General features: G+C 70.7%; 25 protein-coding genes. 10 read left to right on the top strand and 15 right to left on the bottom strand.

What is annotated here, in order from left to right; all coding sequences use genetic code 11:
- Window positions 1–54: 54 nt before the first annotated feature.
- The 6 genes from AVR91_RS12720 to AVR91_RS12695 all read right to left on the bottom strand — a co-directional run bounded on the left by AVR91_RS12720 (window position 55) and on the right by AVR91_RS12695 (window position 6,085).
- A complete protein-coding gene (locus tag AVR91_RS12720; protein WP_063275001.1) occupies window positions 55–495 on the bottom strand; it encodes an iron chaperone in 441 nt (146 codons plus the stop codon).
- A 50-nt stretch (window positions 496–545) separates the two neighbouring features.
- Window positions 546–1,169 carry a VOC family protein gene (locus AVR91_RS12715; protein WP_063275000.1) on the bottom strand — a complete coding sequence of 208 codons (624 nt, stop codon included), beginning with the start codon at window positions 1,167–1,169 and terminating at the stop codon, window positions 546–548.
- 859 nt (window positions 1,170–2,028) lie between these two features.
- Window positions 2,029–2,556, bottom strand: coding sequence for a regulatory protein RecX (locus tag AVR91_RS12710; RefSeq protein WP_143253998.1), 528 nt, complete (start codon window positions 2,554–2,556; stop codon window positions 2,029–2,031).
- A gap of 79 nt (window positions 2,557–2,635) precedes the next feature.
- A complete protein-coding gene (gene recA, locus AVR91_RS12705) occupies window positions 2,636–3,676 on the bottom strand; it encodes a recombinase RecA (RefSeq protein WP_005164741.1) in 1,041 nt (346 codons plus the stop codon).
- A gap of 207 nt (window positions 3,677–3,883) precedes the next feature.
- Window positions 3,884–4,078: a DUF3046 domain-containing protein gene (locus AVR91_RS12700; protein ID WP_016332706.1), complete on the bottom strand. Its 195-nt coding sequence runs from the start codon at window positions 4,076–4,078 to the stop codon at window positions 3,884–3,886.
- A gap of 96 nt (window positions 4,079–4,174) precedes the next feature.
- Window positions 4,175–6,085, bottom strand: coding sequence for an Hsp70 family protein (locus tag AVR91_RS12695; RefSeq protein WP_063272633.1), 1,911 nt, complete (start codon window positions 6,083–6,085; stop codon window positions 4,175–4,177).
- Between the two features lie 172 nt (window positions 6,086–6,257).
- Between AVR91_RS12695 and AVR91_RS12690 the strand changes: the two genes are divergently transcribed.
- Together AVR91_RS12690 and def are read left to right on the top strand one after the other, a co-directional pair.
- Window positions 6,258–10,880: an ATP-dependent helicase gene (locus tag AVR91_RS12690; RefSeq protein ID WP_211282705.1), complete on the top strand. Its 4,623-nt coding sequence runs from the start codon at window positions 6,258–6,260 to the stop codon at window positions 10,878–10,880.
- A gap of 37 nt (window positions 10,881–10,917) precedes the next feature.
- Window positions 10,918–11,421 (top strand): peptide deformylase, encoded by a 504-nt coding sequence (def, locus tag AVR91_RS12685; protein WP_063272634.1) that lies wholly within the window; start codon window positions 10,918–10,920, stop codon window positions 11,419–11,421.
- Window positions 11,422–11,439: 18 nt separating this feature from the next.
- Here def and AVR91_RS12680 read toward each other — a convergent pair whose 3' ends face one another.
- The 4 genes from AVR91_RS12680 to AVR91_RS12665 all read right to left on the bottom strand — a co-directional run bounded on the left by AVR91_RS12680 (window position 11,440) and on the right by AVR91_RS12665 (window position 14,714).
- Entirely contained in the window at window positions 11,440–12,525 is a 1,086-nt protein-coding gene (locus tag AVR91_RS12680; protein WP_063273796.1) for a GNAT family N-acetyltransferase, read from the bottom strand.
- Between the two features lie 95 nt (window positions 12,526–12,620).
- Window positions 12,621–13,289: a VOC family protein gene (locus AVR91_RS12675; RefSeq protein ID WP_063273795.1), complete on the bottom strand. Its 669-nt coding sequence runs from the start codon at window positions 13,287–13,289 to the stop codon at window positions 12,621–12,623.
- Window positions 13,290–13,442: 153 nt separating this feature from the next.
- On the bottom strand, window positions 13,443–14,207 hold the full coding sequence (locus AVR91_RS12670) for a maleylpyruvate isomerase family mycothiol-dependent enzyme (RefSeq protein WP_063273794.1): 765 nt from the start codon (window positions 14,205–14,207) through the stop codon (window positions 13,443–13,445).
- Window positions 14,208–14,231: 24 nt separating this feature from the next.
- Entirely contained in the window at window positions 14,232–14,714 is a 483-nt protein-coding gene (locus AVR91_RS12665) for an SAV_6107 family HEPN domain-containing protein (RefSeq protein ID WP_016332699.1), read from the bottom strand.
- 221 nt (window positions 14,715–14,935) lie between these two features.
- On the opposite strand from AVR91_RS12665, the gene AVR91_RS12660 reads away from it, so the two are divergent.
- Together AVR91_RS12660 and AVR91_RS12655 are read left to right on the top strand one after the other, a co-directional pair.
- Entirely contained in the window at window positions 14,936–15,457 is a 522-nt protein-coding gene (locus AVR91_RS12660) for a YbaK/EbsC family protein (RefSeq protein ID WP_063273793.1), read from the top strand.
- A complete protein-coding gene (locus AVR91_RS12655; protein ID WP_016332697.1) occupies window positions 15,454–16,017 on the top strand; it encodes a GNAT family N-acetyltransferase in 564 nt (187 codons plus the stop codon). The genes AVR91_RS12660 and AVR91_RS12655 overlap by 4 nt, the downstream gene beginning before the upstream one ends.
- Here the strand turns inward: AVR91_RS12655 and AVR91_RS12650 are convergent.
- The 3 genes from AVR91_RS12650 to AVR91_RS12640 form a co-directional block, all read right to left on the bottom strand.
- The gene (locus tag AVR91_RS12650) at window positions 16,014–16,895 is read right to left on the bottom strand and encodes a DMT family transporter (RefSeq protein ID WP_063273792.1); all 882 of its coding nucleotides are present in this window, start codon (window positions 16,893–16,895) and stop codon (window positions 16,014–16,016) included. The genes AVR91_RS12655 and AVR91_RS12650 overlap by 4 nt on opposite strands.
- 291 nt (window positions 16,896–17,186) lie before the next feature.
- The gene (locus AVR91_RS12645; RefSeq protein WP_063273791.1) at window positions 17,187–18,872 is read right to left on the bottom strand and encodes a DUF885 domain-containing protein; all 1,686 of its coding nucleotides are present in this window, start codon (window positions 18,870–18,872) and stop codon (window positions 17,187–17,189) included.
- A gap of 42 nt (window positions 18,873–18,914) precedes the next feature.
- The gene (locus AVR91_RS12640) at window positions 18,915–19,799 is read right to left on the bottom strand and encodes a methylenetetrahydrofolate reductase (RefSeq protein ID WP_037343226.1); all 885 of its coding nucleotides are present in this window, start codon (window positions 19,797–19,799) and stop codon (window positions 18,915–18,917) included.
- Between the two features lie 136 nt (window positions 19,800–19,935).
- Between AVR91_RS12640 and merB the strand changes: the two genes are divergently transcribed.
- Complete coding sequence (gene merB, locus AVR91_RS12635; RefSeq protein WP_063273790.1) at window positions 19,936–20,613, top strand: organomercurial lyase; 678 nt, start codon at window positions 19,936–19,938, stop codon at window positions 20,611–20,613.
- On the opposite strand, the gene AVR91_RS12630 is transcribed toward merB, so the two are convergent.
- Window positions 20,610–20,915, bottom strand: a complete 306-nt coding sequence (locus AVR91_RS12630; RefSeq protein ID WP_037343224.1) for an AzlD domain-containing protein — start codon at window positions 20,913–20,915, stop codon at window positions 20,610–20,612. The two genes, merB and AVR91_RS12630, sit on opposite strands and share 4 nt — an antisense overlap.
- Window positions 20,912–21,580 carry an AzlC family ABC transporter permease gene (locus AVR91_RS12625; protein ID WP_063273789.1) on the bottom strand — a complete coding sequence of 223 codons (669 nt, stop codon included), beginning with the start codon at window positions 21,578–21,580 and terminating at the stop codon, window positions 20,912–20,914. The genes AVR91_RS12630 and AVR91_RS12625 overlap by 4 nt, the downstream gene beginning before the upstream one ends.
- A 47-nt stretch (window positions 21,581–21,627) precedes the next feature.
- Here AVR91_RS12625 and AVR91_RS12620 point away from each other — a divergent pair, with 47 nt between their 5' ends.
- From AVR91_RS12620 to AVR91_RS12600, 5 genes are all read left to right on the top strand, one after another.
- Window positions 21,628–22,176 (top strand): CGNR zinc finger domain-containing protein, encoded by a 549-nt coding sequence (locus AVR91_RS12620; RefSeq protein ID WP_063273788.1) that lies wholly within the window; start codon window positions 21,628–21,630, stop codon window positions 22,174–22,176.
- 68 nt (window positions 22,177–22,244) lie between these two features.
- Entirely contained in the window at window positions 22,245–23,336 is a 1,092-nt protein-coding gene (locus AVR91_RS12615) for a polyprenyl synthetase family protein (RefSeq protein ID WP_063273787.1), read from the top strand.
- A complete protein-coding gene (gene crtI, locus AVR91_RS12610) occupies window positions 23,336–24,811 on the top strand; it encodes a phytoene desaturase family protein (protein ID WP_063273786.1) in 1,476 nt (491 codons plus the stop codon). The genes AVR91_RS12615 and crtI overlap by 1 nt, the downstream gene beginning before the upstream one ends.
- Entirely contained in the window at window positions 24,808–25,737 is a 930-nt protein-coding gene (locus AVR91_RS12605) for a phytoene/squalene synthase family protein (RefSeq protein ID WP_063273785.1), read from the top strand. The genes crtI and AVR91_RS12605 overlap by 4 nt, the downstream gene beginning before the upstream one ends.
- Window positions 25,734–26,522 carry an LLM class F420-dependent oxidoreductase gene (locus AVR91_RS12600; RefSeq protein WP_063273784.1) on the top strand — a complete coding sequence of 263 codons (789 nt, stop codon included), beginning with the start codon at window positions 25,734–25,736 and terminating at the stop codon, window positions 26,520–26,522. The genes AVR91_RS12605 and AVR91_RS12600 overlap by 4 nt, the downstream gene beginning before the upstream one ends.
- Window positions 26,523–26,539: the final 17 nt, after the last annotated feature.

Here is a 26,539-nt window from a genome sequence, read left to right as displayed (position 1 = left end):
TCTCCGCCGTCCCGCGTGTGGCCACTCACGCGGTAAAACGGGCTGCCACTCCGGTCAGCTGACGGCTTGCTTCACCAAAGCGGCGACGCGCTTCTTCACCGCGGGGGTGGCCGCGGTCAGCGCGAACGCGGTCGCCCACATCGCGCCGTCGTCAAGCCGGGCTTCCTCGTTGAAACCGAGCGTCGCGTACCGCGTCTTGAACTTGGCCGCCGCCTGGAAGAAGCAGACGACCTTGCCGTCCAGCGCGTAGGCGGGCTGGCCGTACCAGAGCTTCGGCGCGAGCATCGGCGCGTTGGTCTTCACGACGGCGTGGACCAGCTCGGCCAGCACGCGGTCCTCATCGGACATCTCGGCGATCTTCGCGACCACGTCCTGCTCCGCCGCCGCGGCCTTGTCGGCGGCCGAGCCGCGGCGCGCGGCCTTCTTCATGTCCTGGGCATGTTCCTTCATCGCGGCCTTCTCTTCGGCCGTGAATCCTTCGTACGTGGTGCTCATCGTGGTTTCTCCTTGGTAAGCGGCGAGCGGGGGCATCCGGAAGTGGCACATCAGGACTGGGCGGCGAGCGCCGAGGTCTCCCAGGCGAACCCGTCCGGGTCGGTGAACGGGGCGGCGCCGCAGATCGCGATGCGGTGCGAGCCGGTGCCCTCAGGGGCCACGCCGGCGTCCTTCGCCAGCGACTTGCGCTTGTACAGCGCCAGCTTCACCGGGCTGGTACCGGCATCGAACTCGACGTACACGCGGCCGAAGCTCTTCCCGACGGCGAGGCCGTGCTCGACGTAGAACTTCTTGCTCGCGGCCACATCGGCGACGCCCAGCAGGAGGACGATGTCGTCGATCTCGCGGGAGGCGGGCGCGGTGTTCTTCTTCGCCGAGGTGGCGATCTTCCAGATCGCGCCGTCCGGCGCCTGGACTGTTCCGCCGTAACCCCACATCGACTTCGCGGCGGGCTTGATCACGGTCGCCCCGGCGGCGACGGCGGCCTCGATGAGCGCGTCGGCGTTGGCGGGCTGGGAAACCGTGAGGGAAAGGGTGTAGCCGCGAAAGCCGGTGGACGGCTCCTGCGACGCCCGGAAGCGCAGTTCCGAGCCGAGCCCGAAGGCGGTGGTGTAGAAGCGTTCGGCGGCCTCGGTGTCGGCCACTTCGAGGGTGATGGCGTCGATGAAGTTCATGCCGGTAACGCTATTTCCCGGCGGGCTTCCGGCGCTTCTCGATTCCTGATCGGTCGTATCGGCACTGTTCAGCGGCCTGCCGGAGGGCGATCCGGGTCGTTCGGGGGCACTCGGCCCAGGCTGCCGTGGCGGCAGGGGACGGCGCGTAGTCACCGGGGTCGTGAGTGGCGTTTGCCACTAGACGTTCTTCGCCAGCTTCAGACGGGAAAGAAAGCCCATGCGACGTGAGTCCGGACTGGCGATGCAGACACTCCTGATCGGGCATCCAATTGATACCTTTATGTCCGTTTCCGGACGGGGTCGTGAGTGATAATGAGGGTTAGAACCGCCCAAATCACTCACGACCCCTGCGCAAAGTGACCAAATCGGGCATTTTACCTCCGAATGTGTCTCTTGTGGACAGTCAAGGGCGCGCCAGGTCTCCGTGGTGAGCATGCTCTCGCCACCAACTCCATCACGCCATGCTTGACTTACCTCTCGTTAGAACCCGAAACGCCACTCACGAGGTTTGCAGGGCCGGGGCTCGGCTTGCGCGGTGATCTCGGTTGAAACTCGACGGTGCTTCAGGCGCGTTGGTGACGCAGCACCGCACTCACGTGATTGAGGCCGGAACTCGCGTGATCGGAGGCGGAACACCGAGTGCGGCGCCTAGGCGGCACCTTCGCGTGACTGGGCGGACGGCGCGTGTGATCAGGTGGCCGACACGCGTGACTGGACGGACGACACGCGCGTAGCCGGGCTCTGTCCCGAGCCGTCCGTCTGGTCACGCGAAAGTGCCCGGCACTGCCAGGGAACGCGAAACGCCGGCCGCGCGGGCAAGGGTGCCTGCGCGGCCGGCGAGCGGCTCAGGTGAGGAAGCTCAGTCGAGGGTGGCGTCGTCCAGCAGTGCAGACTCGGCGCCGAACTCGCGGAGTTCGTCGCGGATCACGGTGTAGGCCAGCCCTTGGGGATAGCCCTTGCGGGCGAGGAAGCCCAGCAGGCGGCGGATCGCCGTCTGCTCGTCGACGTTGCCCAAGGAGCGCATGCGCTTCCGTACCAGCTCTCGGGCGCGCTGCTCCTCTGCCTCTCGATCCACCTCTTCGGCGGCCTGGACGGCGATATCCCCATCGATTCCTTTGCGTTTGAGTTCGGCCACGAGGGCGTTCCGTGCCAGGCCCATGTTGGCATGACGGGAACGCACCCACATCTCGGCGAACTCGGCGTCGTTGATGAGCCCTGCCTTGTCCAGCTTACCGAGCAGGGTCTCGATCGTCTCCTCGTCGAAGCCCTTGCGCTTGAGGGCCTGACGCAGTTCCTCCGTGGAACGCGGGCGCGCGGCCAGGAGATCGAAGCAGATCTCCTTGGCCTTCTTCCTCCGCTCGTCCGGCGGCAGCTCCGCCGGATCCACTTTGGGCGCACGCATTCAGCTCTCACTCCAGTCGAAACGGTCGATCGGTGACTTCACCCCTGGCGGGGCTGTGAGGAACTCAGAAGTCGACCGGCGCGGGGGCGGCTTCGGCGTCGACGGCGGCACCGATGCCGAGCTTCTCCTTGATGCGCTTCTCGATCTCGTTGGCGATGTCCGGGTTGTCCAGCAGGAACTTGCGGGCGTTCTCCTTGCCCTGGCCCAGCTGGTCGCCCTCGTAGGTGTACCAGGCGCCGGACTTGCGCAGGATGCCCTGGTCGACACCCATGTCGATCAACGAACCCTCGCGGGAGACACCCTTGCCGTAGAGGATGTCGAACTCGGCCTGTTTGAAGGGCGGCGCGACCTTGTTCTTCACGACCTTGACGCGGGTGCGGTTGCCGACGGGCTCGCCGCCGTCCTTCAGCGTCTCGATCCGGCGGACGTCCAGGCGGACCGACGCGTAGAACTTCAGCGCCTTACCACCGGTCGTGGTCTCCGGGGAGCCGAACATGACGCCGATCTTCTCGCGCAGCTGGTTGATGAAGATCGCGGTGGTGCCGGAGTTGTTCATCGCACCGGTCATCTTCCGCAGCGCCTGGCTCATCAGGCGGGCCTGCAGACCGACGTGGTTGTCACCCATCTCGCCCTCGATCTCGGCGCGCGGCACGAGCGCGGCGACCGAGTCGATGACCAGGATGTCGAGCGCGCCCGAACGGATCAGCATGTCCGCGATCTCGAGCGCCTGCTCACCGGTGTCCGGCTGGGAGACCAGCAGCGCGTCGGTGTCGACGCCGAGCTTCTTGGCGTACTCCGGGTCCAGCGCGTGCTCCGCGTCGATGAACGCGGCGATGCCGCCGTTCTTCTGCGCGTTGGCGACCGCGTGCAGGGCGACGGTGGTCTTACCGGAGGACTCCGGACCGTAGATCTCGATGACGCGGCCGCGGGGCAGGCCGCCGATCCCGAGCGCGACGTCGAGCGCGATGGCGCCGGTGGGGATGACCTCGATCGGCGCGCGGCCCTCTTCGCCGAGGCGCATGACCGAGCCCTTGCCGTACTGCTTGTCGATCTGGGCGAGGGCCAGTTCGAGCGCCTTGTCCTTGTCGGGTGCTGCTGGTGCCATGGAGTCCACCTCGTTGGTTGAGCCGGGTAGGGCTTGATTCAGTTCTGAGCTGTCGGGTCCGACGCTACGGGCGACCACCGACAATTCCAGGCCTCGCGCCCAAGCTGTGGATCGCTGACCCCGTTGTGGACAACACCATAGACGAACGTGTGTTCGAGGCCGTCGCCGACACGCCGTTGCGCTAGGGTTCTTGCCCGTTCTTCGAGGTCAGCGCCGCTCGGGTGGGATCTCGAAGGCGTCGCAGACCGCCCGCCAGACGTCCTTGGCCGAGGTTCCCGCGTCGAGGGCTTGTTCGACGGTCCGGCCCCCGAGTTCGCCGAAGACGTGATCCCTGGAGAGGGTTTCCGCACGTCCGGGACCGAATTCGTCGGCCATCAGCCGCCGGAAGACCGTGATACGCATCGGGCGGAGTCTAGCCCGGGCACCAGGCGGGAAACGCGTGAAGGCCCCCTTCACGCGGCTGAGCCGAGGGAAGGGGGCCTTCACGCGCGAAAAGGGCTACTCGCCCGGCTGGACGCTCTTCTCGAAGTAATCGGCCAGCTCACCAGGCGTCGGGGTCTGTCCTTCGGCGGGCACCTGGTAGATGAAGCCGACCAGCGGCCGGTCGGTCACGGTGAACACCAGCACGGCGGCGTTCCGCCCGGCGGCCGAGGAGTACTGGCCTTCCAGCGCGTTGCCGCCCCATTTGGCCTCGGTGCGGTCCCCGCCGGCCGCTTTGAGCAGTCCGTCGGTGTAGGCCTTGAGCTTCTCCGCCGAGTCGCTCTGCAGATAGGTCACCTGGGTCCCGGCGCGGCCCGGCGCGGAGCAGGTCGACGTCACGCCGAGGTCTTCCGCCGGTTTCGCCGGCCCGTTGCCCATGCCGGGTTTGCAGTCCCCGGTGTCGGCGATCTTCCCCGCGAGCTGGCGAAGGCAGCCGGTGAGGCCCTTGTCGTCGGCCGCGCCGGGCACCTTGCACTCGTCGGCCGTGTAGGTCGTCGACGAAGAGGACGTCAGGAAGAACGTGAGCCCGGCGGCGAGCAGCACGACGACGGCCACGATGGCGCCGATGACGAGCGGCTTCTTCTTGCTCGCGGGCGCCTTCTCGGCGGTGGTCTGCCCGGCGAGGGAGTACGTCGGGAAATTCGTCGGCGCGGGCTGCTGCGCCGGCTGCGGGCCGCTGTTCGGATAACCCGACTGAGGGAAACCGCCGGACTGGCCGGGGGCCCCGCCCGAGTAGCCGGGGATCGACGCGACCTGCTGCGGCGGCGCGTACGGGCCCGTCGCGCCGGGGCCGACCTGATGCGCCCCGGTTCCCGCCGCGACCTGCCCTTCGACGCCCTGTGTACGCGAGCTGATGCCGTCGGAAGCGACGTGCTGGGCGCCGAGCGCGACCGCGGTCTCGGGCTGGTCGAGGCTGCCGGGGACGACGCCGAGCTTCTCCGCGATCAGGCTGCCGACCAGCGGGAGACGGCTCGAACCGCCGACGAGGTAGATACCGGCGAGCCGGTCCGGGGTCATCCCGGCCGAGCGGACCACCCGCGACATCAGCTCGACACTGCGCAGCATCGACGGCCGCACCAGCGCTTCGAGTTCGCCTCGCGTGACGAGGACGTCCTCGAACGGCTCCGGCATCGGGACCTCGGTCTGCGGGTGCCGCGAAAGGGCTTCCTTCGCCGCCTTCACGTCCTCCTGCAGCGCGCGCCGCGTACGACGGTCCGGAGTGGACTCGGGCCGCAGGACCCGCTGCCAGCGCTGAGGGTCCCGGTGCGAGACCTCGCGGCCGACGTGCACCAGCAGCGCCTGGTCGACGTCGAGACCACCGAGGTCGGGAAGGCCGTCTTCGGCGACGACGGTGAAGCCGCCGTTCGGGGTGGCGCCGACGATGGCGACGTCGAAGGTGCCGGCGCCGAGGTCGTACACGGCGAGCGCCTGGCCCGGCGCGAGCGTCTTGCCGGGGAACGACGCGAAATGCGCGGCCGCGGCGACCGGCTCGGGGACGAGCACGATGTTGCCGCCCATCCCGGCGAGCCGGGCGGCGGACAGCAGCACGTTGCGGCGGGTCTGCCCCCACTGCGCGGGGTGGGTGAGCCGGACCTCGTCGGGCAGTTCGCCGCCGAGCTGGCGGGTGGTCTCGTCGAGGACGCGGCGCAGGATCGCGGCCAGCACCTCGGTGACCGGGATGACGTCCGTGCCCAGCAGGAGCGTCTGCTCGTCGATACGGCGTTTGGGGTTGGGCTCGAAGCGGGTCGGGTCGAGCCGGGCCCGGCGTTCGGCGTCGCGGCCGACCATGATCGTGCCGTCCTCGGTGGCGAACACCGCGGACGGCATGTTGGCCGAACCGTCGACCTCGACCACCCGCGGCGGCCTCCCGTGCGCCGATAGGACGGCCACGGTGTTGGAAGTCCCGAGGTCCACCGACAGGATCCGCACAGCTCATACCCCTTCACAGACGAACGGCGACCGCCCCAAGTACCGATCCGGCCGCGCTGGCCGTGATGCTCCCATGAGCGAGGTCACCGCACGTGCGGAACCCGCCGATCTCGTCCCGACCGGGTGCCTCGTCACAGCCCTCGGAGCGAAACTGTCGGTGGTCCGGCGCACTATGGAGGGCGTGGCAGACGTACTCGACCTCTTCTCCCCCGCGACCAGGGACTGGTTCACCGGGGCCTTCGCCGCGCCCACCCGCGCGCAGGAAGGGGCGTGGCGTGCCGCGCACGCCGGGGAACACGCGCTGGTCGTGGCCCCGACGGGCTCGGGCAAGACGCTGTCGGCCTTCCTCTGGGCGCTGGACAGGCTGTCGGTCGAGCCGCCGCCGTCCGAGCCGCGGAAACGCTGCCGCGTCCTCTACGTCTCGCCGCTGAAGGCGCTGGCGGTCGACGTCCAGCGCAACCTGCGGGCGCCGCTGGCGGGCATCTCGCAGGCGTCGCGACGGCTGGGCTTGCCGGTGCCGGACATCGGCGTCGGCATGCGCACGGGCGACACCACGGCCGCCGAGCGGCGCTCGTTCGGCAAGACCCCGCCGGACGTGCTGGTCACCACGCCGGAGTCGCTCTTCCTGATCCTCACCTCCTCCGCCCGCGATTCGCTGCGCGGCGTGGAGACGGTGATCATCGACGAGGTGCACGCGGTCGCGGGCGGCAAACGCGGCGCGCATCTGGCCTTGTCCCTGGAGCGGCTCGACGCCCTTCTGGAAAAGCCAGCCCAGCGGATCGGGCTGTCGGCGACGGTCCGGCCGATCGACGAGGTCGCCTCGTTCCTGGCGGGCGGCAGACCGGTCACCATCGTCCAGCCGAAGCTCGCGAAGACGATCGAGGTCCGCGTCGAGGTCCCTGTCGAGGACATGTCCAATCTCGACGGTCCTCAGGGGCCGAAGCAGAACGAAGACCTCGACGCGGGCCTCGCGCGTTTGCCCGGCTCGCTGGAGGACATCGACGGCGCGCCGCGGCGGCCGTCGATCTGGCCCGCGGTGGAGGAGCGGGTCCTCGAACTGATCCAGGCGCACCGGTCGACGATCGTGTTCGCCAACTCGCGGCGGCTCACCGAGCGGATGACGGCCCGGCTCAACGAACTCGTCGCGGAACAGAGCGAGCTGGAGCCGGATCAGCGGTATCCGGCCGAGGCGATCGGCCAGTCCGGGCTCACCACGGGCGCGGCGCCGGTGATCGCGCGGGCCCACCACGGCTCGATGTCGCGTGAGCAGCGCACCCACGTGGAAGAGGAGCTCAAGTCCGGGCGGCTGGCGTGCGTCGTGGCGACGTCCTCTTTGGAACTGGGCATCGACATGGGCGCGGTCGATCTCGTCGTACAGATCGAGGCACCGCCGACGGTCGCCTCGGGGCTGCAGCGGGTCGGCCGGGCCGGGCACCAGGTCGGCGCGGTGTCGAGCGGGGTGATGTTCCCGAAGTTCCGGGGCGACCTCGTCTCCTGCGCGGTGGTGGCGGAGCGGATGGCGTCCGGGGCGATCGAGGCGGTGCGGTATCCGCGGAATCCGCTGGACGTGCTCGCGCAGCAGGTCGTGGCGATGGTGGCGCTCGAATCGTGGACGGTCGACGAACTGGCCGCCCTGGCCCGTCGCGCGGCGCCGTTCGCGTCCCTGCCGGACGACGCGTTGCTGGCCGTGCTCGACATGCTCGCCGGCCGGTACCCCAGCGAGGAGTTCGGCGAGCTGCGCGCCCGGATCACCTGGGACAGGGTCACCGGCGAGCTGCACGGCCGCCCGGGTTCGCAGCGGCTGGCGGTGACGTCGGGCGGCACGATCCCCGATCGCGGCCTGTTCACCGTCATGACGCCGGGCGGCGACGACAAACCCGGGTCGCGGGTGGGCGAGCTCGACGAGGAGATGGTCTACGAGTCCCGCGTCGGGGACACGATCCTGCTCGGCACCTCTTCCTGGCGGGTCACCGACATCACCCATGACCGGGTGATCGTGGTCCCCGCGCCGGGTGAGCCCGCCCGGATGCCGTTCTGGAAGGGCGACGCCCCCGGCCGTCCGCTGGAACTGGGGCGGGCGCTGGGCGCGTTCGTCCGTGAACTGTCCACTTCGGAGCCGTCGGCGGCCAGGGAACGCGCCGCCGTCGCCGGGCTGGACGAGTACGCGTGCGACAACCTGCTGGCGTACCTCGAAGAGCAGAAGTCGGCCACCCGCCATGTGCCGAACGACAAAACCGTGCTCCTGGAACGGTTCCGCGACGAGCTGGGCGACTGGCGCGTCATCCTGCACTCGCCGTTCGGCGCGCAGGTCAACGCGCCGTGGGCGCTCGCGATCGCGGCCCGGTTGCGGGAGAACCGCGGGGTCGACGCCCAGGTGGCGCATTCCGACGACGGCATCGTGCTGCGGCTGCCCGAGGCGCTGGACATGGACGGCGCCGAGGTCACCATCGGAGTCGAAGACGTGCTGCTCGATCCGGAGGAGGTCGAGCAGCTGATCGTCGCCGAGGTCGGTGGCTCCGCGCTGTTCGCCGCACGGTTCCGGGAATGCGCGGCGCGGTCGCTGCTGCTCCCCCGCCGGGATCCGCGCCGCCGCACCCCGCTGTGGCAGCAACGGCAGCGCGCGTCCCAGCTGCTTTCGGTCGCGGCCAAGTACGAGCGGTTCCCCGTGGTGCTCGAAGCGATGCGGGAAGTGCTGCAGGACGTGTACGACGTCGGCGGGCTGCGCGAACTGATGACCGACGTCCGGTCGCGGAAGGTCAAGCTGGTCGAGGTCGAGACGCCGTCCGCGTCCCCGTTCGCGCGCAGCCTGCTCTTCGGCTACGTCGGGATGTTCCTGTACGAGACGGACGCCCCGCTCGCGGAACGGCGCGCGGCGGCGCTGGCGCTGGATTCGACACTGCTCGCCGAACTGCTCGGCACCGAGGCGATCCGGGAACTGCTGGACGCCGAGGTCGTCGCCGAGGTCGAGCGCTCCCTGCAACGCCTCGACCCGGACAGGCACGCCCGCAACGCCGAGGACGCCGCGGATCTGTTGCGGTTCCTCGGTGATCTCTCGATCGAGGAGGCCGCCGCGCGCGGTATCCAGCGGGAATGGCTGGAGGAGCTGGAAGCCGCCAGGCGGGTGATCCGGGTCCGCATCGGTGGCGGTGAGCGGTTCATCGCCATCGAGGACGCGGGCCGGGTGCGGGACGCGCTGGGCACCGCGCTGCCGGTCGGCGTGCCGGAGGCGTTCACCGAACCGGTCGAGGATCCGGTCGGAGATCTGCTTTCCCGCTATTCGCGAAGCCGTGGCCCGTTCAGCGCCCGTCAGGCCGCCGAGCGGTTCGGGCTCGGGACGGCCGTGGTCACCGGCGTGCTGGACAGGCTGACCGCGCAGGGCAGGCTGGTCCGGGGCGAGCTGAGCCCGGTCGGGCATCCGGAGACCCACGGCGTCGGCATCGAGTTCTGCGACGCGTCGGTGCTGCGCAGGCTCCGGCGGGCGTCGCTGGCCCGGCTGCGGGCCGAGGTCGAGCCGGTCGAACCGGCGGCGCTGGGCCGTTTCCTGCCGTCGTGGCATGGCATCGGCGCACGGGTGCGGTCGGCGCCGACGGCGGACGACGTGCTGTCCGTGGTCGAGCAACTGGCCGGCGCCCCGCTCCCGGCGAGTGCGGTCGAGTCGCTGATCCTGCCGAGCAGGCTGCCCGGCTACACCCCCTCGCTGCTGGACGAGCTCACCACGGCGGGCGAGGTCACCTGGTGCGGCTGCGGTTCCCTGTCCGGTGGGGACGGCTGGCTGGCGCTCGCACCCACGGACGTCGCCGATCTGCTGTTGCCGGATCTCGACGACGATCTGCCGTCCGGTCCGCTCCACGAAGCCATTCTGTCCACTTTGGAGGGTGGCGCGCAGTTCTTCCGCCAGCTCGTGGACCGGGCGTCGCCGTTGGTCGAGACCCCGCCCAACGACGGCGAAGTCGTGGCGGCGCTGTGGGATCTCGTGTGGGCCGGGCTGGTCACCGGGGACACGCTGGGCCCGCTGCGGGCACAGGTCTCCGGTTCCGGCGCGGCGCACAAACCACGGCGGCAGGCTCCTCGCGGGCGGTACGCGCGGCTTCGGGCAGGGCGCCCGGCGATGCCTTCGCGCACCGGGCCGCCGACGGTCGCGGGACGCTGGGCCCTGACCCCCGCTCGCGAACCGGATCCGACCAGGCGCGCGCACGCGCGGACCGAGGCCTTCCTGGAGCGGCACGGCGTCCTCACCCGCGGAGCTCTCGACACCGAGCGCGTGACGGGCGGCTTTTCCGGGATCTACAAGGTTTTGCGCGGGATGGAGGATTCGGGCCAGGTCGTCCGGGGGTACGTGGTCGAAGGGCTCGGCGCGGCGCAGTTCGCGGCGAAGGGCGCCGTCGACAGGCTGCGCGCGCAATCCGGGAATCAGCGCACGACCACCGAAGGCGCCGTCGTACTCGCCGCCGCGGATCCGGCCCAGCCTTACGGTGCGGCGTTGCCGTGGCCTGCCGCGACGGGTGACACGAAGCACCGTCCGGCAAGGAAAGCGGGCGCGCTGGCGGTGCTCGTGGACGGTGTCCCGGCGATGTACGTCGAACGCGGCGGCCGGTCGCTGCTGAGCTTCACCGAGGATCAGGAGACGTTGCGGTCGGCCGCGCGGGCGCTGTCCACGGCGGTGCGGGAGGGCTGGCTCGGGCAGCTCGCGGTGCAGAAGGCCGACGGCGAGGTGGCGCTCACCTCGGAGCTTTCGGCCGTCCTCCAGGAGGCGGGATTCCGGGCGACTCCCAAGGGTCTGCGCCTGCGGGCCTAGAATCACCGCTCAGGCCTGCGGAAAAGGACGTTCGAACATGGTGATGCGCGACCTGCGCTATTTCGGGGATCCCGTGCTCAAGACCGTATGCGACCCGGTCACGACCTTCGACAAGAAGATCGAGTCGCTGGTGACCGATCTGATGGACGGGGTGAAACCGGCCGGGCGCGCCGGGCTCGCGGCGCCGCAGATCGGGGTCGGGCTGCGGGTGTTCAGCTACGACGTCGGCGGGCTGAGCGGGTACGTGATCAACCCGGAGATCGTCGAACTGTCCGAGGAGACACACGAGATCGGCGAGGGCTGCCTCTCGGTTCCGGAGCTGTGGTTCCCGGTCGTGCGCGCGAAGCACGCCGTTGTGCGCGGTGTCGACCTGCGCAACGAGCCGGTCGAGGTCGAGGGTGTCGACGTGCTCGCCCAGTGCCTGCAGCACGAGACCGATCACCTCGACGGCAAGCTGTACCTGGAGCGGCTCACACCCGAGCGCAAGAAGCGCGCGCTGGGCGAGGCCCGGGGCAAAGACTGGTTCTGGAACCGCGTTTAGTCCTCCGTATCCAGAGGACTAAACGCGGGGGTCGGGGAGCGTGAAGCGCAGGGTGCCGGAGTCGCCGGCGACGCGTTCGGGGCGGAGCCCCACGCGGACGGCGGTGCGGTACAGGGAATCGTCGCCAGGCAGGCAGACGGCGGTGAGTTCGCGCTCTCCCTTGGCCGTGGCGAGTGTGGCGAGCCGGGTCAGCAAAGCCGTGCCGATGCCTTGGCGCTGCCAGGAATCCTCGACCAGGAGCGAGACTTCGGCCGCGCCGCCGTCGGCCGACGGGATCAGCTGACCGAGGCCGATCACGTCGCGGCCGCAGACCGCGAGCAGGCTGATCCCGCGCGGCGGCATCAGGAGCCGGTGCAGCCAGCGACGTGGCACGGCACGCATTCCGGTGTGATAGCGGTGGAAGAGCGTCGTCATCGAGCATCTCTGGTGCAGCGCGGACACCGCTTCCGCGTCACCGGGGACACCCTTGCGCAGGACGATGGCGGCGCCGTCGGCCCGGTCGAGCACGATCGGACCGGTCACGTTGTCGCGGACGGCGGCGACCAGGCCGGTCAGCGCGACGGCACGGCTGAGTTCCAGCTCGACGAACGGCGACCACCGCCGGCGGGCGACGAACGCGGCGCCGTCCCCCGCGGGGAAGACCGCGCGGTGCCCGCCTTCCGTACGAGCCGGGTTCGACTCGATCGAGGGGACCTTCGTGACGACGTCGGCCGCCAGGATGCCGCGCAGCACCTCCGCGAGGCCACCTGGTTCCTCGACGGCTCGTTTGGCCGCGGTGAGCGTCGCGGTGGCCGGATCGACCAGTTCCGCCAGGTCCGCGTCGACGACCGCGGAGCATTCGCATCCTTCGTCGCGGATCGCGTCGATGAGCAGCTGCCGCGGCAGGCCGGTGGCCGGACGCAGGACGATCTCGTCGAGCACGCCGCCGGGCACCGGCAGCACCGACAGCCCGAGGATGTTGCACTCGAGGTCGGCCAGCCGGATCGCGATCCTGGCCAGCGTGCCTGGCCGGTCGTCCACGCGGATCCGGACACGCCAGGCCGAAGCGGCCGCCGTCTCTTCGCCGGGATGGACCAGGGTGGGGCGGGCTCGATAGGTCTCCATGACGTCAACGGTCCCGGCCGGTTGTTGCCTGCCCACGGCGCGGGTGTTTCGCTCAGGTCAGCGTTCGACGCCGCCGCGCAACGGGGGCGAAACACTCAGCGGGGCGGGAGCACGCTGAACTCGTTGCCCTCCGGATCCACCATCAAGTCGCCGTTCCGCCCTGTCGCGCCCAGCTCCCTCAGGCGCCGGACCTCGGCCGCCCGGCTTCCACCCCGCCGTGGCGCGATCTCGAACCGCTGCCGGTTCGGGTGCCGCTTCTCCTCTTTCGTGCGGAGGAACTCCACCCACGGGCCGCGACCGTCCGATGGCCGCAGACCGACGATCGCCTTGTCCCGTACACCGATCTCCCAGCCCAGTGCGGCCGCCCAGAACCGCGCGAGCCGCTCCGGGTCGATCGCGTCGGTGACGACCGACGCGACCGCGCCCGTGCCCTGGTACCGCTCGCGGGGATTGAGGACGCAGAACTCGTTGCCCTCGGGGTCCGCGAGCACCACCCACGGCACCCGCTTCTCCTCCGGCGGCCCCTGACCGATGTCAATGTGCCGTGCGCCGAGGGACAGCGCACGGTCCACCAACTCGGCCTGGTGCCCGGGCGAGCGGCTCGCCAGATCCAGATGCAACCGGTTCTTGCCCCGTTTCGGGCCCGCCTCGGAACGGAACGCCGGCTCGAACGGGGCGTCCCAGCTGAACAGCCCTTCCCAGAAACCCGCCAGATCTCTGGGAAGGGCCGAGTCGAAGACCAGGTTCACCAGTTGTGCCACCACACCGGCGAACCTAGACGGCACCACCGACACTTTCCCTGCCGTAGGTGAACCCGCGATCAACGGCAGCCGGGGGTTCACGTGTTCGGTCGCTCTGCAGGCACATCTTCAGCTCCGTCGACCGACTCTGACCGGTTTGGCTTCCCCACCGACCGGTCATCGGGTCGCGAGCCGCAGAAGGGCCCAGAGTTGTCCCGCCATGTCCTGGTCTCCGCTGACCGTCACCGCCGTCGGACCCGCCCGGCCCCAGAGCCAGCGGTAGATCTTGTCCGGCTTCCCGGTGATCAGATCGTCCGCACGCTGGGCTTCCTCGGCCGAGCACCGCCAGGCGACCGTCTCCGAGGGCCCGGCCCTGGCGATCCAGGCGTGGCCCGCGGTGCGGACACCGACCGATCCGGTCTTGGTGCCGGACAATCCGAGCAACGGCAGCCGCTGGCCGAACCACAGCACCAGGGCCTCGTCGATCCCGTCGACCGCCACGTCTTCGGGGATCTCCGAGACCTCCCGGCCGGCCGCGCTTTCCGCGTCGATCCGGTGGATCGTCGTCTCGTGCGCCATCCGGCGCCGCCAGAACCCGTAACTGCGGTCCGCGGGCCACCAGGTCGGCGCCAGTTCGTCCGGATCGTGCGCGGACAGTTCGGCGACGAGCTCGTCCCGGCCCTCGCGGAAGTACTCCTCCAGGCCCTGCCCCGGCCCCGGTTTGCGCTGCCAGTGCTCGGGACGCCGCCCGTCGGTGATCCAGCGGCGGGTGACCCGGTACACGCTGCCCACGTGCCGGAGGACCTCACCGAGTGTCCAGCCGGGGCAGGTCGGGACCGGCGCGTCGGCGGACGCGGTGTGCGCCACCTGAGCCATCAGCTCGGTTTCGGCGCCGATCACCTCCAGGAACCTGCCCTGGTCGATCATGGCCTGCCCGGCCATCGGGCACCCCCTCTCCCCGGCCGCTCAGGCCACATACGCCGAATCACCCATCGGCAGCCCGTGCACCACCCGTCGCACCAGTTCCAGGAACACCGTGGCGGCCCGCGTCAGCTCGTCCGCCAATTCGACGGTGACCTTGCCGGTGATACCCGCCTGCGCGGCGGCCCGCGTCGCCGAGTTGGCCGCGAAGAACGCCGCCCATTCCTTCAGCTCGGGCGCGACGGAGTCGAGCAGCACCCAGCCGCTCGCCGGCCGGGCACGGCCCCGGTGCGGACGGCCGCGGGCCTCCAGTACCGCCGCGGCGCCCCGCAGCGCGGCGAGATAGGCCCCGATGAACCGCTCCGCGGGATCGCTTTCCCGCTCTGCTTCGGCGAGCCCCCGCCTCGCCTGTGCGTACAAGGAGACCGCCGCGGGTGGTGCCGGCGGGCGCAACGACATGGGCAGGGCGGGCTGCGCGGTGCCCCCCGGCCTCTCGGCTTCGTCGGGGGACACGACCGAAACGGACATGACGACCCTCCTCCTGTACGTGAGCGACGGCCGGTGCCCGGCGCCGAGGCGCTTCCCCCGCCCCCGCGCCGGGCACCTACCGGTGCGCGCTCACCGAATGTCGAACGTCTGTTCGAACAAGTCCAATGTAACCCTGAAGTGCCCACTTCTTCAACCCTGTAGCGGGGTGATCGCCGCATGTGGTGCGGGACACGGCATCGGCCACGTGATCTCATAGGCGTATGAGCACCATCGACCATCCCTCGGTGGCCAAGGTCGCGGCCGCGCTCGCCGAGGCGGGCCAGCAGGCCGCGGCGGACGGGATCCGGATCCTCCCCGCCGAAGTCCGCACGGCCGCCCAGGCCGCCGAAGCGCTCGGTGTCGAGGTCGGCGCGATCGCGAACAGCCTCGTCTTCCGAAGCCGCACCGGCGACGCCGAAAAGGCCCTGCTCACCCTGACCTCCGGCGCGCACCGCGCCGACACGGGCCTCCTCGCTTCGCTGACCGGCGCCGACGAGATCGGCAAGGCGGACGCGGATTTCGTCCGCGCGCACACCGGGCAGCCGATCGGCGGCGTCGCCCCGGTCGGTCACCCGAAGGCGTTGACCACCCTGGTCGACACCGCGTTACGCGCCCACGAGGTCGTCTGGGCGGCCGCCGGGCATCCGAAGTCGGTGTACCCCACGACGTTCGACGGCCTCGTCGCGCTGACCGGGGGCACTCCCGCGGACGTCGCGGGCGACGGGCAGGATGGGCGCCCGTGACCGCGATGTCCTCGGAATGCACCCGCTACGTCCAGCTGTCCGCGGACGAGTTCCGCGCCCGGCTCCCCGAGGCGCTGACCATCTACGTCAACGCCATGCGATATCCCGAAGGCACGGCCGAGCAACGCGCGCCGATGTGGCTCACGCACGCGCTGCGCGAAGGCTGGCGCTGCATGGCCGCGCTCGACGCGGACGGCGTCCTGCTCGGGCTCGCCTACGGCTACAAGGGCCGCGGCGGCCAGTGGTGGCACGAACAGGTCCGCCACGGCCTGACCCGGCGTGAGGGCCAGGCCGCCGCCGAGCACTGGATGTCCGACTACTTCGAGCTCACCGAGATCCACGTCAGCCCCGAAAGCCAGGGGAAGCGGATCGGCGAGGACCTCCTGCGACGGCTGCTCGACGGCGTGCCCAGCGCGCATGTCCTCCTTTCCACGCCGGAAGGCACCAGCCGGGCCTGGAACCTGTACCGGCGCGTCGGATTCGTCGATGTGCTGCGGGACTACCACTTCGCCGGGGATCCGCGGCCCTTCGCGATCCTCGGCCGGACGCTGCCGCTCTAGGGTTTCGAATAGGCGACGGCGAGCGCGGCGATGAGCACCACCGCGCCGCACCAGCCCACGGCGCCGAGCCGATCCCCGAGCACGGCCATGGACAGCAGCGCGGCGGTCAGCGGTTCGAGCAGGGCGGACAACGCCGCCAGTACGGGATGCGCGCTTTCGAGGCCGCGGAAGTACGCGGCGTACGCCAGCGCCGTGGGCACGACGCCGAAGTAGACGACGAGCGCGAGCACGTCGGCCTGAAGCGGCACGGCCATCCCGAACCACAAGGCGGCGGGAGTGAGCGCCGCACCGCCGATCAGGCAGCCGAAAGCCGTGGTGGGCAAGGGATCGAGGCCTTCGACACGGGTCGCGGTCACCAGTGTCAGCGCGGCGAACCCGGCCGCGGCGAGCAGGGCGAACAGCACTCCGGCGACGTCGACCTCCTGGCCGGGCGTCCACTGCAGCAGCGCGAGCCCGACGAGGGACCCGGCCACGGACACCGCCGTCCACGCTCCGGGAAGGCGGCGGGTCTTGACGGCCGTCGCGACGGCGAGCAGGACGGGCGCGCTGCCGATGGTGGTCATCGTCGCGACGCTCACCGAACTCAGCGAGACCGAGGCGAAGTAGCTGGTCTGGAAGAGGGCGAACAAGCCGCCGACCGCCAGGAGGCGACGGCGGACCTGGGGCGTGCGGGGAAAGCCGCGAAGGCCTCCAGTGAGCCAGAGATAGCCGGTGGCGATCACGCCGCCGATGAGCAGCCGGTACGCGGCGACGCTCAGGGGATGCAGTCCCGCGCGGGAGGCGAGCAGGGATCCGGCGAGGCCGCCGGTCCCCCAGAGGACTCCGGCGAGGACGAGCGCGGCCGACGATCGGGCGCGCGTGGGTACGGCAACGGACATGGGGAAACGCTCCTGCGTCTGTGTCTGTCGGAAAGGACGTCGACGACGCGGGGTGCTTCAGTGCAGCACGGATCGGCCGGGCGGCTGGAACGCCGCGCGGCCGGAGACACCCCGCTCAGGAGGCGGGCGGTGGGGTGACGAGAAAGATCCGGTGCACGGGAGGGAACGTATCAAGCTCGCCGTAGCGGGGGCACGTGAATTACGGCACGCGGAGGGCCCCTCCGGATGCAATGAACGGTCCTTTCCTTGCAAATTTCGCAAGGAAAGGACCGTTCCTGGCACGGGCCGGGGTCAGTCCAGGGCGGCCAGCATCTCCCGCAGCGTGTCCAGCCCCATCCCGCCGAGCGCCAGCGCCCGCGTGTGGAACTGCTTGATGTCGAACGCGTCGCCCTGCCGCGCGCGGGCCTCCTCGCGGGCGGTGAGCCAGAGCCGTTCGCCGAGCTTGTACGACGGCGCCTGCCCCGGCCAGCCCAGGTAGCGGTCGATCTCGTCGTGCACGTGGGCCGGGTCGGTGACGGTCCGGGTGAGCATGAACTCCAGGCCCAGCTCGGGCGTCCACCGCTCACCCTCGTGGAAACCGGTGCCCGCCGGGATCTCCAGTTCCAGGTGCATGCCGATGTCGACGATCACCCGCGCGGCGCGGAACAGCTGCTCGGACAGCATGCCGAACAGTTCGCCGTCGTCGGTGAGGAACCCGAGGTCCTCCATGAGCCGCTCGGAGTACAGCGCCCAGCCCTCGGCGTGCCCGGAGGTGAACGCGAGCAGCCGCTGGTACTTGTTCAGCGACTCCGACTGGTCGACCGCGGTCGCGATCTGCAGATGGTGACCCGGCGCGCCCTCGTGGTAGACGGTGCTGACCTCGCGCCAGGTGGTGAACTCGTCCCGGCCCTGCGGCAGCGACCACCACATGCGGCCGGGGCGGGAGAAGTCCTCGCTCGGGCCGGTGTAGTACGCGCCGACGGTGCCGCCGGGCGGGGCGATCTTGCACTCCAGCGCCATCACCCGGTCGGAGATGTCGAAGTGCTTGCCGCGCAACGACTTCAGCGCGTTGTCGGACAGGTTCTGCATCCAGGCCTGGAATTCCGCCCGGCCGCGGACGAGGTACTTGGGATCGGCGTCGAGGGCGGCGGCCGCCTCGGCGAGGGTGGCGCCGGGCTTGATCCGGCCGGCGACCTCGCGCATCTCCGTTTCGAGGCGGGTGAACTCGGCCCAGCCCCAGGCGTAGGCCTCGTCCAGGTCGAGGGTGGCGCCGGTGAACACCCGGGACCACAGCTGGTAGACCTCGGCGCCGACGGCGTCCTTGACCGGTGCCAGCGGGGCGAGCTCGGCGCGGAGGAACCCGGCGAACTCCGCGTACGCCTCCTGGGCGGCGTGAGCGGCCTGGCCGAGTTCGGTGCGGAGCTTGTCGTCGACGTCCTTCGCGTCGGAGACGAGGGTCTCGAAGAAACCGGTCTCGTCCTTCAGCCCGGCCCAGGTTTCGGCCTGTTCGGCGACCTTGCCGACCTGCCGCAACGCCGACACCCGGCCCGCGTCGGCGGCCGCGAGCAGCGAAGTACGGAGGCCGTCGAGTGCTTCGGGCACCCTCGCCATCCGAGCGGCGATCGTCGCCCAGTCCTCCGCGGTCTCGGTGGGCATGTAGTCGAAGACCATGCGCAGTTCCTGCACGGGGCTTTCGATCACGTTCAGCGCCGCGAGGTCGAGGCCGGCTTCGTGGATCTCGAGATTCAGCGCGATCCGCTCGATGAACACGGCCTTGGCCGCGCGTTCACCGTCGTCGACCGGTTCGGCCGCGGTGATCTCGGCCAGTGCGCGCGTGGCGATCGCGGCCCTGGCCGCGTGCCCGGCGGGCGAATAGTCGGTCAGCTGGTCGTCGTATCCGGAGATACCGAAAGTCGTCGCGGCGACCGGGTCGGCCGCGGCGTACTCGTCGACGTACCGGTCACAGATCTCGTGCACACTTCGCGCGGTTGAAGCCATGACCGGCACGCTACCGGGATCGAAGGCGACTTCGGTACGGAGTTACGCCCGGGCGGGGACCAGCCCGAGCCTGCTGACCACTTCACGCGTGGCCTTGGACCGGTTGAACGTGTAGAAGTGCAGGTCGGGGACGCCTTCGGCGATGAGCCGTTCGCCCAGTTCGGTCACCGCGTCGATACCTGCGGCGCGGAAGGCCTTCGGGTCGTCGGCCAGCGGCTCCAGCCGGTCCAGCAGCCGCCGCGGCGCGGGCGCGCCGGACAGCTTGATGGACGTGTGCAGCGTCCGCGGCGTGGTCAGCGGCATGATGCCGGGGATGACCAGGGCCTCACAGCCGGTGGCCGCCACCCGGTCACGCAGGCGGAGGAAGTCCTCCGGCTCGAAGAACAGCTGCGCGATCGCGAAATCCGCGCCCGCGCGGAGCTTGCGCACGAGGTACTCGGTGTCGGCTTCGAGGTTCGCCGACCGCGGGTGGCCATAGGGGAAGGCCGAGACGCCGACGCAGAAGTCGCCGAGCGAACGCACCAGTTCGACGAGCTCCTCGGCGTAGTTCAGCCCGTCCGGATGCGGGACCCAGTCGCCGTAGACGTCGCCCGGCGGGTCGCCACGCAGCGCGAGGATGTTCCGCACGCCGACGGCGGCGTACCAGCCGATGACGTTGCGCAGTTCCGCCACCGAGTGATTGACGGCGGTGAGGTGCGCCATCGGCACGAGCGTGGTTTCGGTGGCGACGCGGGCGATGCTGCGGATCGTGCCGTCCCGGCTGGAGCCGCCGGCGCCGTAGGTGATCGACATGTACGCCGGGTCCAGCGGCTCGAGTTCCCGGATCGACTTCCACAGCACGGCCTCGTCGGCCGCGTCCCGGGGCGGGAAGAACTCGATGGAGAACACGGGTCCATCACCCTGCAACCGCTCGACCACCGACGTCATACGGCCATGTTAGGGGGGATTGTCCGCTGGTCGGGAGCCCCCTCTCAGGCTATGGACGTGCGATCTGAGCCACGTACGAGCGGTTGCCGAGCGGTGCCCGGCTGGGGAGACTCGGTGGTGAGCACAGGGAGCCGCCATGAGCGCCGAAACCGACACCAGCTGGGATGAGGACGTCCGCGTGGCGGTCTACCGCGCGTTCGCCGAGCACGGGAGGCCGCCGACGGCGCCGGAACTGGCCGACGCCGCCCACGGCTCGCTCGCGGTGGCGAAACAGGCCTTGCACCGGCTCGCGGAGCGGCGGCATCTCGTGCTCGACGAATGCGAGCACGTCGTGCTGGCGCATCCGTTCGCGGCGATCCCGCTCGGGTTCTCGGTGATGGGCGAGCGCACGTTGTGGTGGGGCGGCTGCGCGTGGGACGCGTTCGCGATCCCGCATCTGGTCAAGGCCGAGCCCGAGGTGCTGGTGTCGACCCGCTGCCGCGGCTGCGGCGAACCCGAGGCGCTGATGGTGAACGACCGGACCCCGCCGAAGGGTGACCTGGTCGCGCACTTCCTGGTCCCTGTGGCGCGGATGTGGGACGACGTCGTGCACACCTGCGCCAACCAGCGCCTGTTCTGCGGCGAGTCCTGTGTGGACGAATGGCTGGCGGAAACGGGGCAGGACAAGGGTTACGTCATGGATCTGGCGACGCTGTGGCGGCTCGCGGCCGGCTGGTACGACGGCAGGCTCGACCACGGCTACACCCGCCGGGACCCGGCCGCCGCGGCCGCGTACTTCGAACAGGCCGGGCTGAGCGGCCCGTTCTGGCGTTAGACGAGGAACCGCAGCACGGCCGTGACGACCACCCCGCAGAGGATCGCGGCGAGCACCGGCACGCGCAGCACGTAGGTCACCGCGATCGCGGCGAGTCCGGCGCAGAGCGTCCAGTCGAGCCCGGACCAGGCCGGACCGGTCACGTCCGTGAGCACGAGCCCGGCCAGCAGCGCGGGCGCGAGCAACGCGATCACCCCCGCGAGCCGCGGCGGCAGCGTCCGGTCGCCGAGCAGGACCGGCCCCGCCGCCTTGAACCCGATGCTGACCAGCGCCACCAGGACGATCGCGAGCCAGAGCGTCATCGCCGCACCCCCAGTCCGAGCAGCGCGGCGGCCGAAGCGCCGATCAGCGCGAGCCCGACCGGGACGAACAGCACCAGGATCCCGGCGAGGCAGGCGGCGAGCGCCGCGGTCAGCACCGCCTGGCGCGAACGGCGCAGTTCGTCGATGAGCAGGACCAGGAAGAAGCCGGGGAACACGACGTCGAGCCCGAACCGCGAGACGACGTCCGGTGGCGGCGCGGCCAGGACCCCGAGCACCGTCCCCAGCACCCACGCGGGCAGCTGGACGAGCGTGCAGCCGATGAGTTTCTCGCGGTCGAAGCGCCCTTCGCCGAGGTGTGCGGCCACCCACGAACCGTCGACGACGGCTTGGCCTTCCCACGCGCGCCGCAGGCGTCCGCCGCGCAGGTCGGCGGCGACGGCGGCGCCCATCGGCAGGAACCGGGCGTTGATCAGGGCCGCGGCGCCGACCGCGACCGCGAGGTTGCCGCCGCCCGCGAGCGCGGTGGCCATCGCGAACTGGGCCGAGCCGGAGAACACCACGATCGAAGCGACGATCGGGGCGGCGATCCCCCAGCCGAGGGTCTGGCTGTACGCGCCGAAGGTGACACCGAGGACGAAGGTCGCGACACCCAGTCCGAGCCCGACACGGGCGCCGGCCAGATAGTTGCGCCGGAGCGTTGTCATGGTTCGACCCTAACAAGCTAAACTCGTTTTGACCATTAGGAGGACGCGTGGACGGCCATTGGGACGGGTACGACAGCATCGGCGGGAGCGTGCCGTTGGACCTGGTCAACACCGTTTCCTGGCGGCGCGATCCGGCCCGGCGGGAAGACCGGCTTTCGGCCCCGGAACGGCTGTCCGAGTGGGTCGTCCTGGTCGGCGCGGGCACCGAGCGGCTGGAGATCTCCGAGGCCGTCCTCGATGTGGTGAAGGACTTCCGCGAGACGCTGTACCGCGTGCTGGTGTCGGATCCGCCGGACGTCACGGCGTTGCGCAAACCGTTGCTGGCGGCGTACCGGCACGCCGAACTCGCGCCGTCCCTGCCACTGCGGTGGACGGTGCCGCTGGTCGACGGCACCGCGTTGCCGCACTTCCTCGCCCTGGCGGCCGAAGAGCTGCTCCGGTCCGGGGAGCTGGAGCGGATCCGGGAGTGCGAGGGCCCCGGCTGCGGCTGGATCTTCACCGACCACACGCGCAACCGGTCGCGGCGCTGGTGCAGTTCGTCGGACTGCGGGAACCGGGCGCGGGCGAAGCGGCACTACGACAAGACCCGCGGCTGACGTCTCGTTCGCCACATTCGAAGGCACCCGACTGGGTCACGACGACATCCTTCCCGGAGGATGTGCTCATGGACACGTCCGCCTACGACGCCGATCTGCCCGCCCACGTCGAGCGGGCGCTGGCCGGGTTCCTCGAGCGCGCCGGTGCCGAAATCCGCCGCACCGAGCCGACGGTCGGGGCCGGGATCGACGCGCTGGCCGGTTTCGTGCTGGGCGGCGGCAAACGCCTGCGCCCGACGTTCGCCTGGTGGGGCTGGCGCGGCGCGGGCGGCGACCCGGGCGGGCCGGACGTCGAAGGCGTGCTGCAGGCGGTGGCGAGCCTGGAGCTGATCCAGGCGTGCGCGCTGATCCACGACGACCTCATCGACTCCTCCGATTCGCGCCGCGGTTCGCCGACGGTGCACATCGCGGGCGCGAAACTGCACGCCGACAGCGGCTGGCTGGGTTCGCCGAGCACGTTCGGGCTCGCGACCGCCGTCCTGGTCGGCGACCTCGCGCTGGCCTGGGCCGACGACATGTTCGGCGAGGCCCCGCTCCCGCCCGCGGCCCTCGCGGCGGCGCGGCCGGCGTGGCGCGCGATGCGCACCGAGGTGCTCGCCGGTCAGTACCTCGACGTCCGCACCCAGGCCACCGGCGACGCCTCCCCCGAGGCGGCGCTGCACATCTGCAAGCTCAAGACGGCCGCGTACACCGTCCAGCGCCCGCTGCACCTCGGTGCCGCGCTCGGCGGTGCCGACGAGGCGCTGATCGCGACGCTGCGCGAGTTCGGCGACGAGGTCGGCGTGGCGTTCCAGTTGCGGGACGACCTGCTCGGCGTGTTCGGCGACCCGTCGGTCACCGGCAAACCCGCGGGCGACGACCTGCGTGAGGGCAAGCGGACGCTGCTGGTCGCGCTGGGTCTCCAGCGCGCGGCCGAACAGGGCAAGGACGCGGCGGCGAAGGTCATCTCCGACGCCATCGGCGATGCGCACCTGTCCGAAGACGCCGTCGAGACCGTGCGTGAGGCGCTGCAGGACGTGGGCGCCGTCGACGCGGTGGAACGCCGTATCGACGAGCTCACCGACTCCGCGATGGCCGCGCTCGACCGCGCCCACCTGGCCGAACCCGCTCCCGCCGCGCTGACCGGACTGGTCGTCAAGGCGACCCAGCGGACGTACTGATGCGCACTGTCACCGGTCCGAGTGACCACGTGGTGGTGATCGGTGGCGGGCTCGCCGGGCTGTCGGCGGCGCTGCACCTGCTCGGCGCCGGACGCCGGGTGACCTTGCTGGAGCAGGACAAGACCCCCGGTGGCCGAGCCGGACAGGCGGATTTCGGCGGCAACACCGTCGACACCGGCGCCAGCGTGCTGACCATGCCCGAGCTGCTCGACGAAGCCTTTTCCGCCGTCGGCGAGTCCCTGGCGGACAACCTGACGCTGACCCGGCTCGACCCGGCCTATCGCGCGAGGTTCGCCGACGGCAGCACGATCGCCGTGCACACCGAGGCGGCGGCGATGGAGGCCGAGATCCGCGAAGCCGCCGGTCCGGCCGAGGCCGAGGGCTACCGGCGGCTTCGCCGCTGGCTGACCGAGCTGTACGCGGCGCAGAAGGACCACTTCATCGGCGCGAACTTCGATTCGCCGCTCGATCTCGTGCGCCCGGAGCTGGCGAAACTGGCCGTACTGGGCGGTTTCGGACGGCTCGGCCCGAAGATCGGCGGTTTCCTGCGCGACGACCGGGTGCGCCGGCTGTTCTCCTTCCAGGCGCTCTACGCGGGACTCGATCCGGCGCGCGCGATCGGCGCGTACGGCGTCATCTCCTACATGGACACCGTCGGCGGGGTCTACTACCCGTCGGGCGGCATGGGCGAGATCGCGCGGGCGATGGCGAACGCGGCCGAACGCGCCGGCGCGGAGCTGCGCTTCGGCACCGAAGCCGCTTGGCTGGAAAGGGTTTCCTCGCGGGTGCGCGCGGTGCGGACCCGCACGGGTGAGCGGATTCCTTGCGACACGGTGGTTCTCGCGACCGAACTCGGCACCGCGTACCGGCTGCTCGGCGCCCGTCCCCGGCGTCCGCTGCCGCTGCGGTACTCGCCGTCGGCCGTCGTCCTGCACGGGCACGCGCCGAAGTCGTGGCCGGATCTGGGCCACCACACGATCTTCTTCGGCCGCGCCTGGGAGAAGACGTTCTCCGAGATCATCCGCGAAGGCAAGCTGATGAGCGATCCCTCGCTGCTGGTGACCCGGCCGACGGCGACCGAACCGGCCCTCGCCCCCGGCGGCGACCAGGTGATCTCGGTACTGGCCCCCGCGCCGAACCTCGGCCGCGGCAAGATCGACTGGGACCGCGTCGGCCCCGCGTATCGCGCGGAACTCCTGCGCACGCTGGAAAACCGCGGCCTCACCGGTTTCGCCGACGACTTCTCCGTCGACGAGATGATCACCCCCGCGGGCTGGGCGGAACGCGGGCTCACCGCGGGCACGCCGTTCTCGCTCGCGCACACCTTCGCCCAGACCGGCCCGTTCCGGCCGGGGAACCTGATGCGGGCGGTGGACAACGTCGTCCTGGCCGGCTGCGGGACCACGCCGGGCGTCGGCATCCCGCCGGTGGTGATCTCCGGCAGGCTCGCGGCGGGAAGGGTCACCGGCCGATGAGCGAACTCGACGCCGCGGGCATCACCGAGCCGGCGTTGCGGGCCGCGTACACCGAATGCCGCCGCATCAACGCGCACTACGGCCGCACCTTCTTCCTCGCGACCCGGCTGCTGCCGTCGCGGACGCGGCCGTTCGCGCACGCGCTGTACGGCTTCGCTCGGATGGCGGACGAAGTGGTCGACAATCCCGCCCCCGGCACCGATCCCGCGGTCGCGCTGGACGAGGTCGCCGCCATGGTCGCGCGGGTCTTCGAGGGCGGCACGCCCGCCGATCCGGTGCTGACCGCGCTCGCCGACACCGTGCGGCGCCACGACCTCGACCGCGGCCTGTTCGACGCGTTCCTGCGGTCCATGGCGATGGACCTCAAGATCACCGAGTACGCGACCTACGCCGACCTCAAGGAGTACATCCACGGTTCGGCCGAGGTGATCGGCCTGCAGATGCTGCCGATCTTCGGCACGGTCGTCCCGGCCGAGGAGGCGGTGCCCGGTGCCGCCGCGCTGGGCGAGGCGTTCCAGCTGACCAACTTCCTGCGCGACGTCGGCGAGGACCTCGACCGTGGGCGGCTGTACCTGCCGACCGACGAATTGGCCGCGTTCGGCGTCGACCGCGAGCTGCTCGAATTCTCCCGCGCCCGCGGCCTGCCCGATCGTCGCGTCCGGCGCGCGCTCGCCGTCGCGGTGGCGCGCAACCGCGCCGTGTACCGCCGCGCCGAAGCGGGCATCCCGTTGCTGCGCGCGGAATCCCGCGAATGCGTGCGGACCGCGCTCGTGCTCTACAAAGGCATCCTCGACGAGATCGTGGCCCTCGGGTACGACGTGCTGAACACCCGCGCGGTCGTCCCCCGCCGCCGTCGGCTGGGGGTCGCTCTGCCGAGGCTGCTGGCGAGCACGTGGAGCAACTCCAGGCTTAGGCTGCGGTCATGACCTCTGCTTCGAACAGGAAGATCCGGATCGGCGTCCAGCTTCAGCCCCAGCACGCCGAATACAAGGCGATCCGCCGGGCGGCTTCGGAGGCCGAAGAGCTCGGTGTGGACATCGTCTTCAACTGGGACCACTTCTACCCGCTCTACGGCGAGCCCGAAGGACTGCACTACGAGTGCTGGACCATGCTGGGCGCCTGGGCGGAATCGACGTCGCGGGTCGAGATCGGCGCGCTGGTGACGTGCAACAGCTACCGCAATCCCGAGCTGCTCGCCGACATGGCCCGCACCGTCGACCACATCTCCGACGGACGGCTGATCCTCGGCATCGGCTCCGGCTGGTTCGAGAAGGACTACGACGAATACGGCTACGAGTTCGGCACCGCGGGCGGCAGGCTCGACGATCTGGCCGAGGCGCTCCCGCGTATCGAGAGCCGGTTCGGCAAGCTGAACCCGGCGCCGACCCGGAAGATCCCGGTGCTGATCGGTGGCGGCGGCGAGAAGAAGACACTGCGCCTGGTCGCGAAGCACGCCGACATCTGGCACGGCTTCGGCGACCCGGAGGTGGTGGAGCGCAAGGTCAAGATCCTCGACCAGCACTGCGCCGACGTCGGGCGCGACCCGAAGGAGATCGAGCGTTCGGTCGCCGTCGACGGTGAGCCCGAGGAGCTGGGCCCGAAGCTGCTGGAGCTGGGTGTCTCGCTGTTCACCGTGGCGACCGGCGGGCCCGACTACAACCTGGACAAGCTGCGGTCCTGGATCGAGTGGCGGGACAAGCAGCAGTCCTGACCCGCTTTCAAGCGCTA

This window comes from Amycolatopsis keratiniphila subsp. keratiniphila (assembly GCF_001620365.2).
GTDB classification, from domain to species: domain Bacteria; phylum Actinomycetota; class Actinomycetes; order Mycobacteriales; family Pseudonocardiaceae; genus Amycolatopsis; species Amycolatopsis keratiniphila.
Note: the sequence above shows the minus strand (reverse complement) of the source record. Positions and strands in the feature narration are given on the sequence as shown.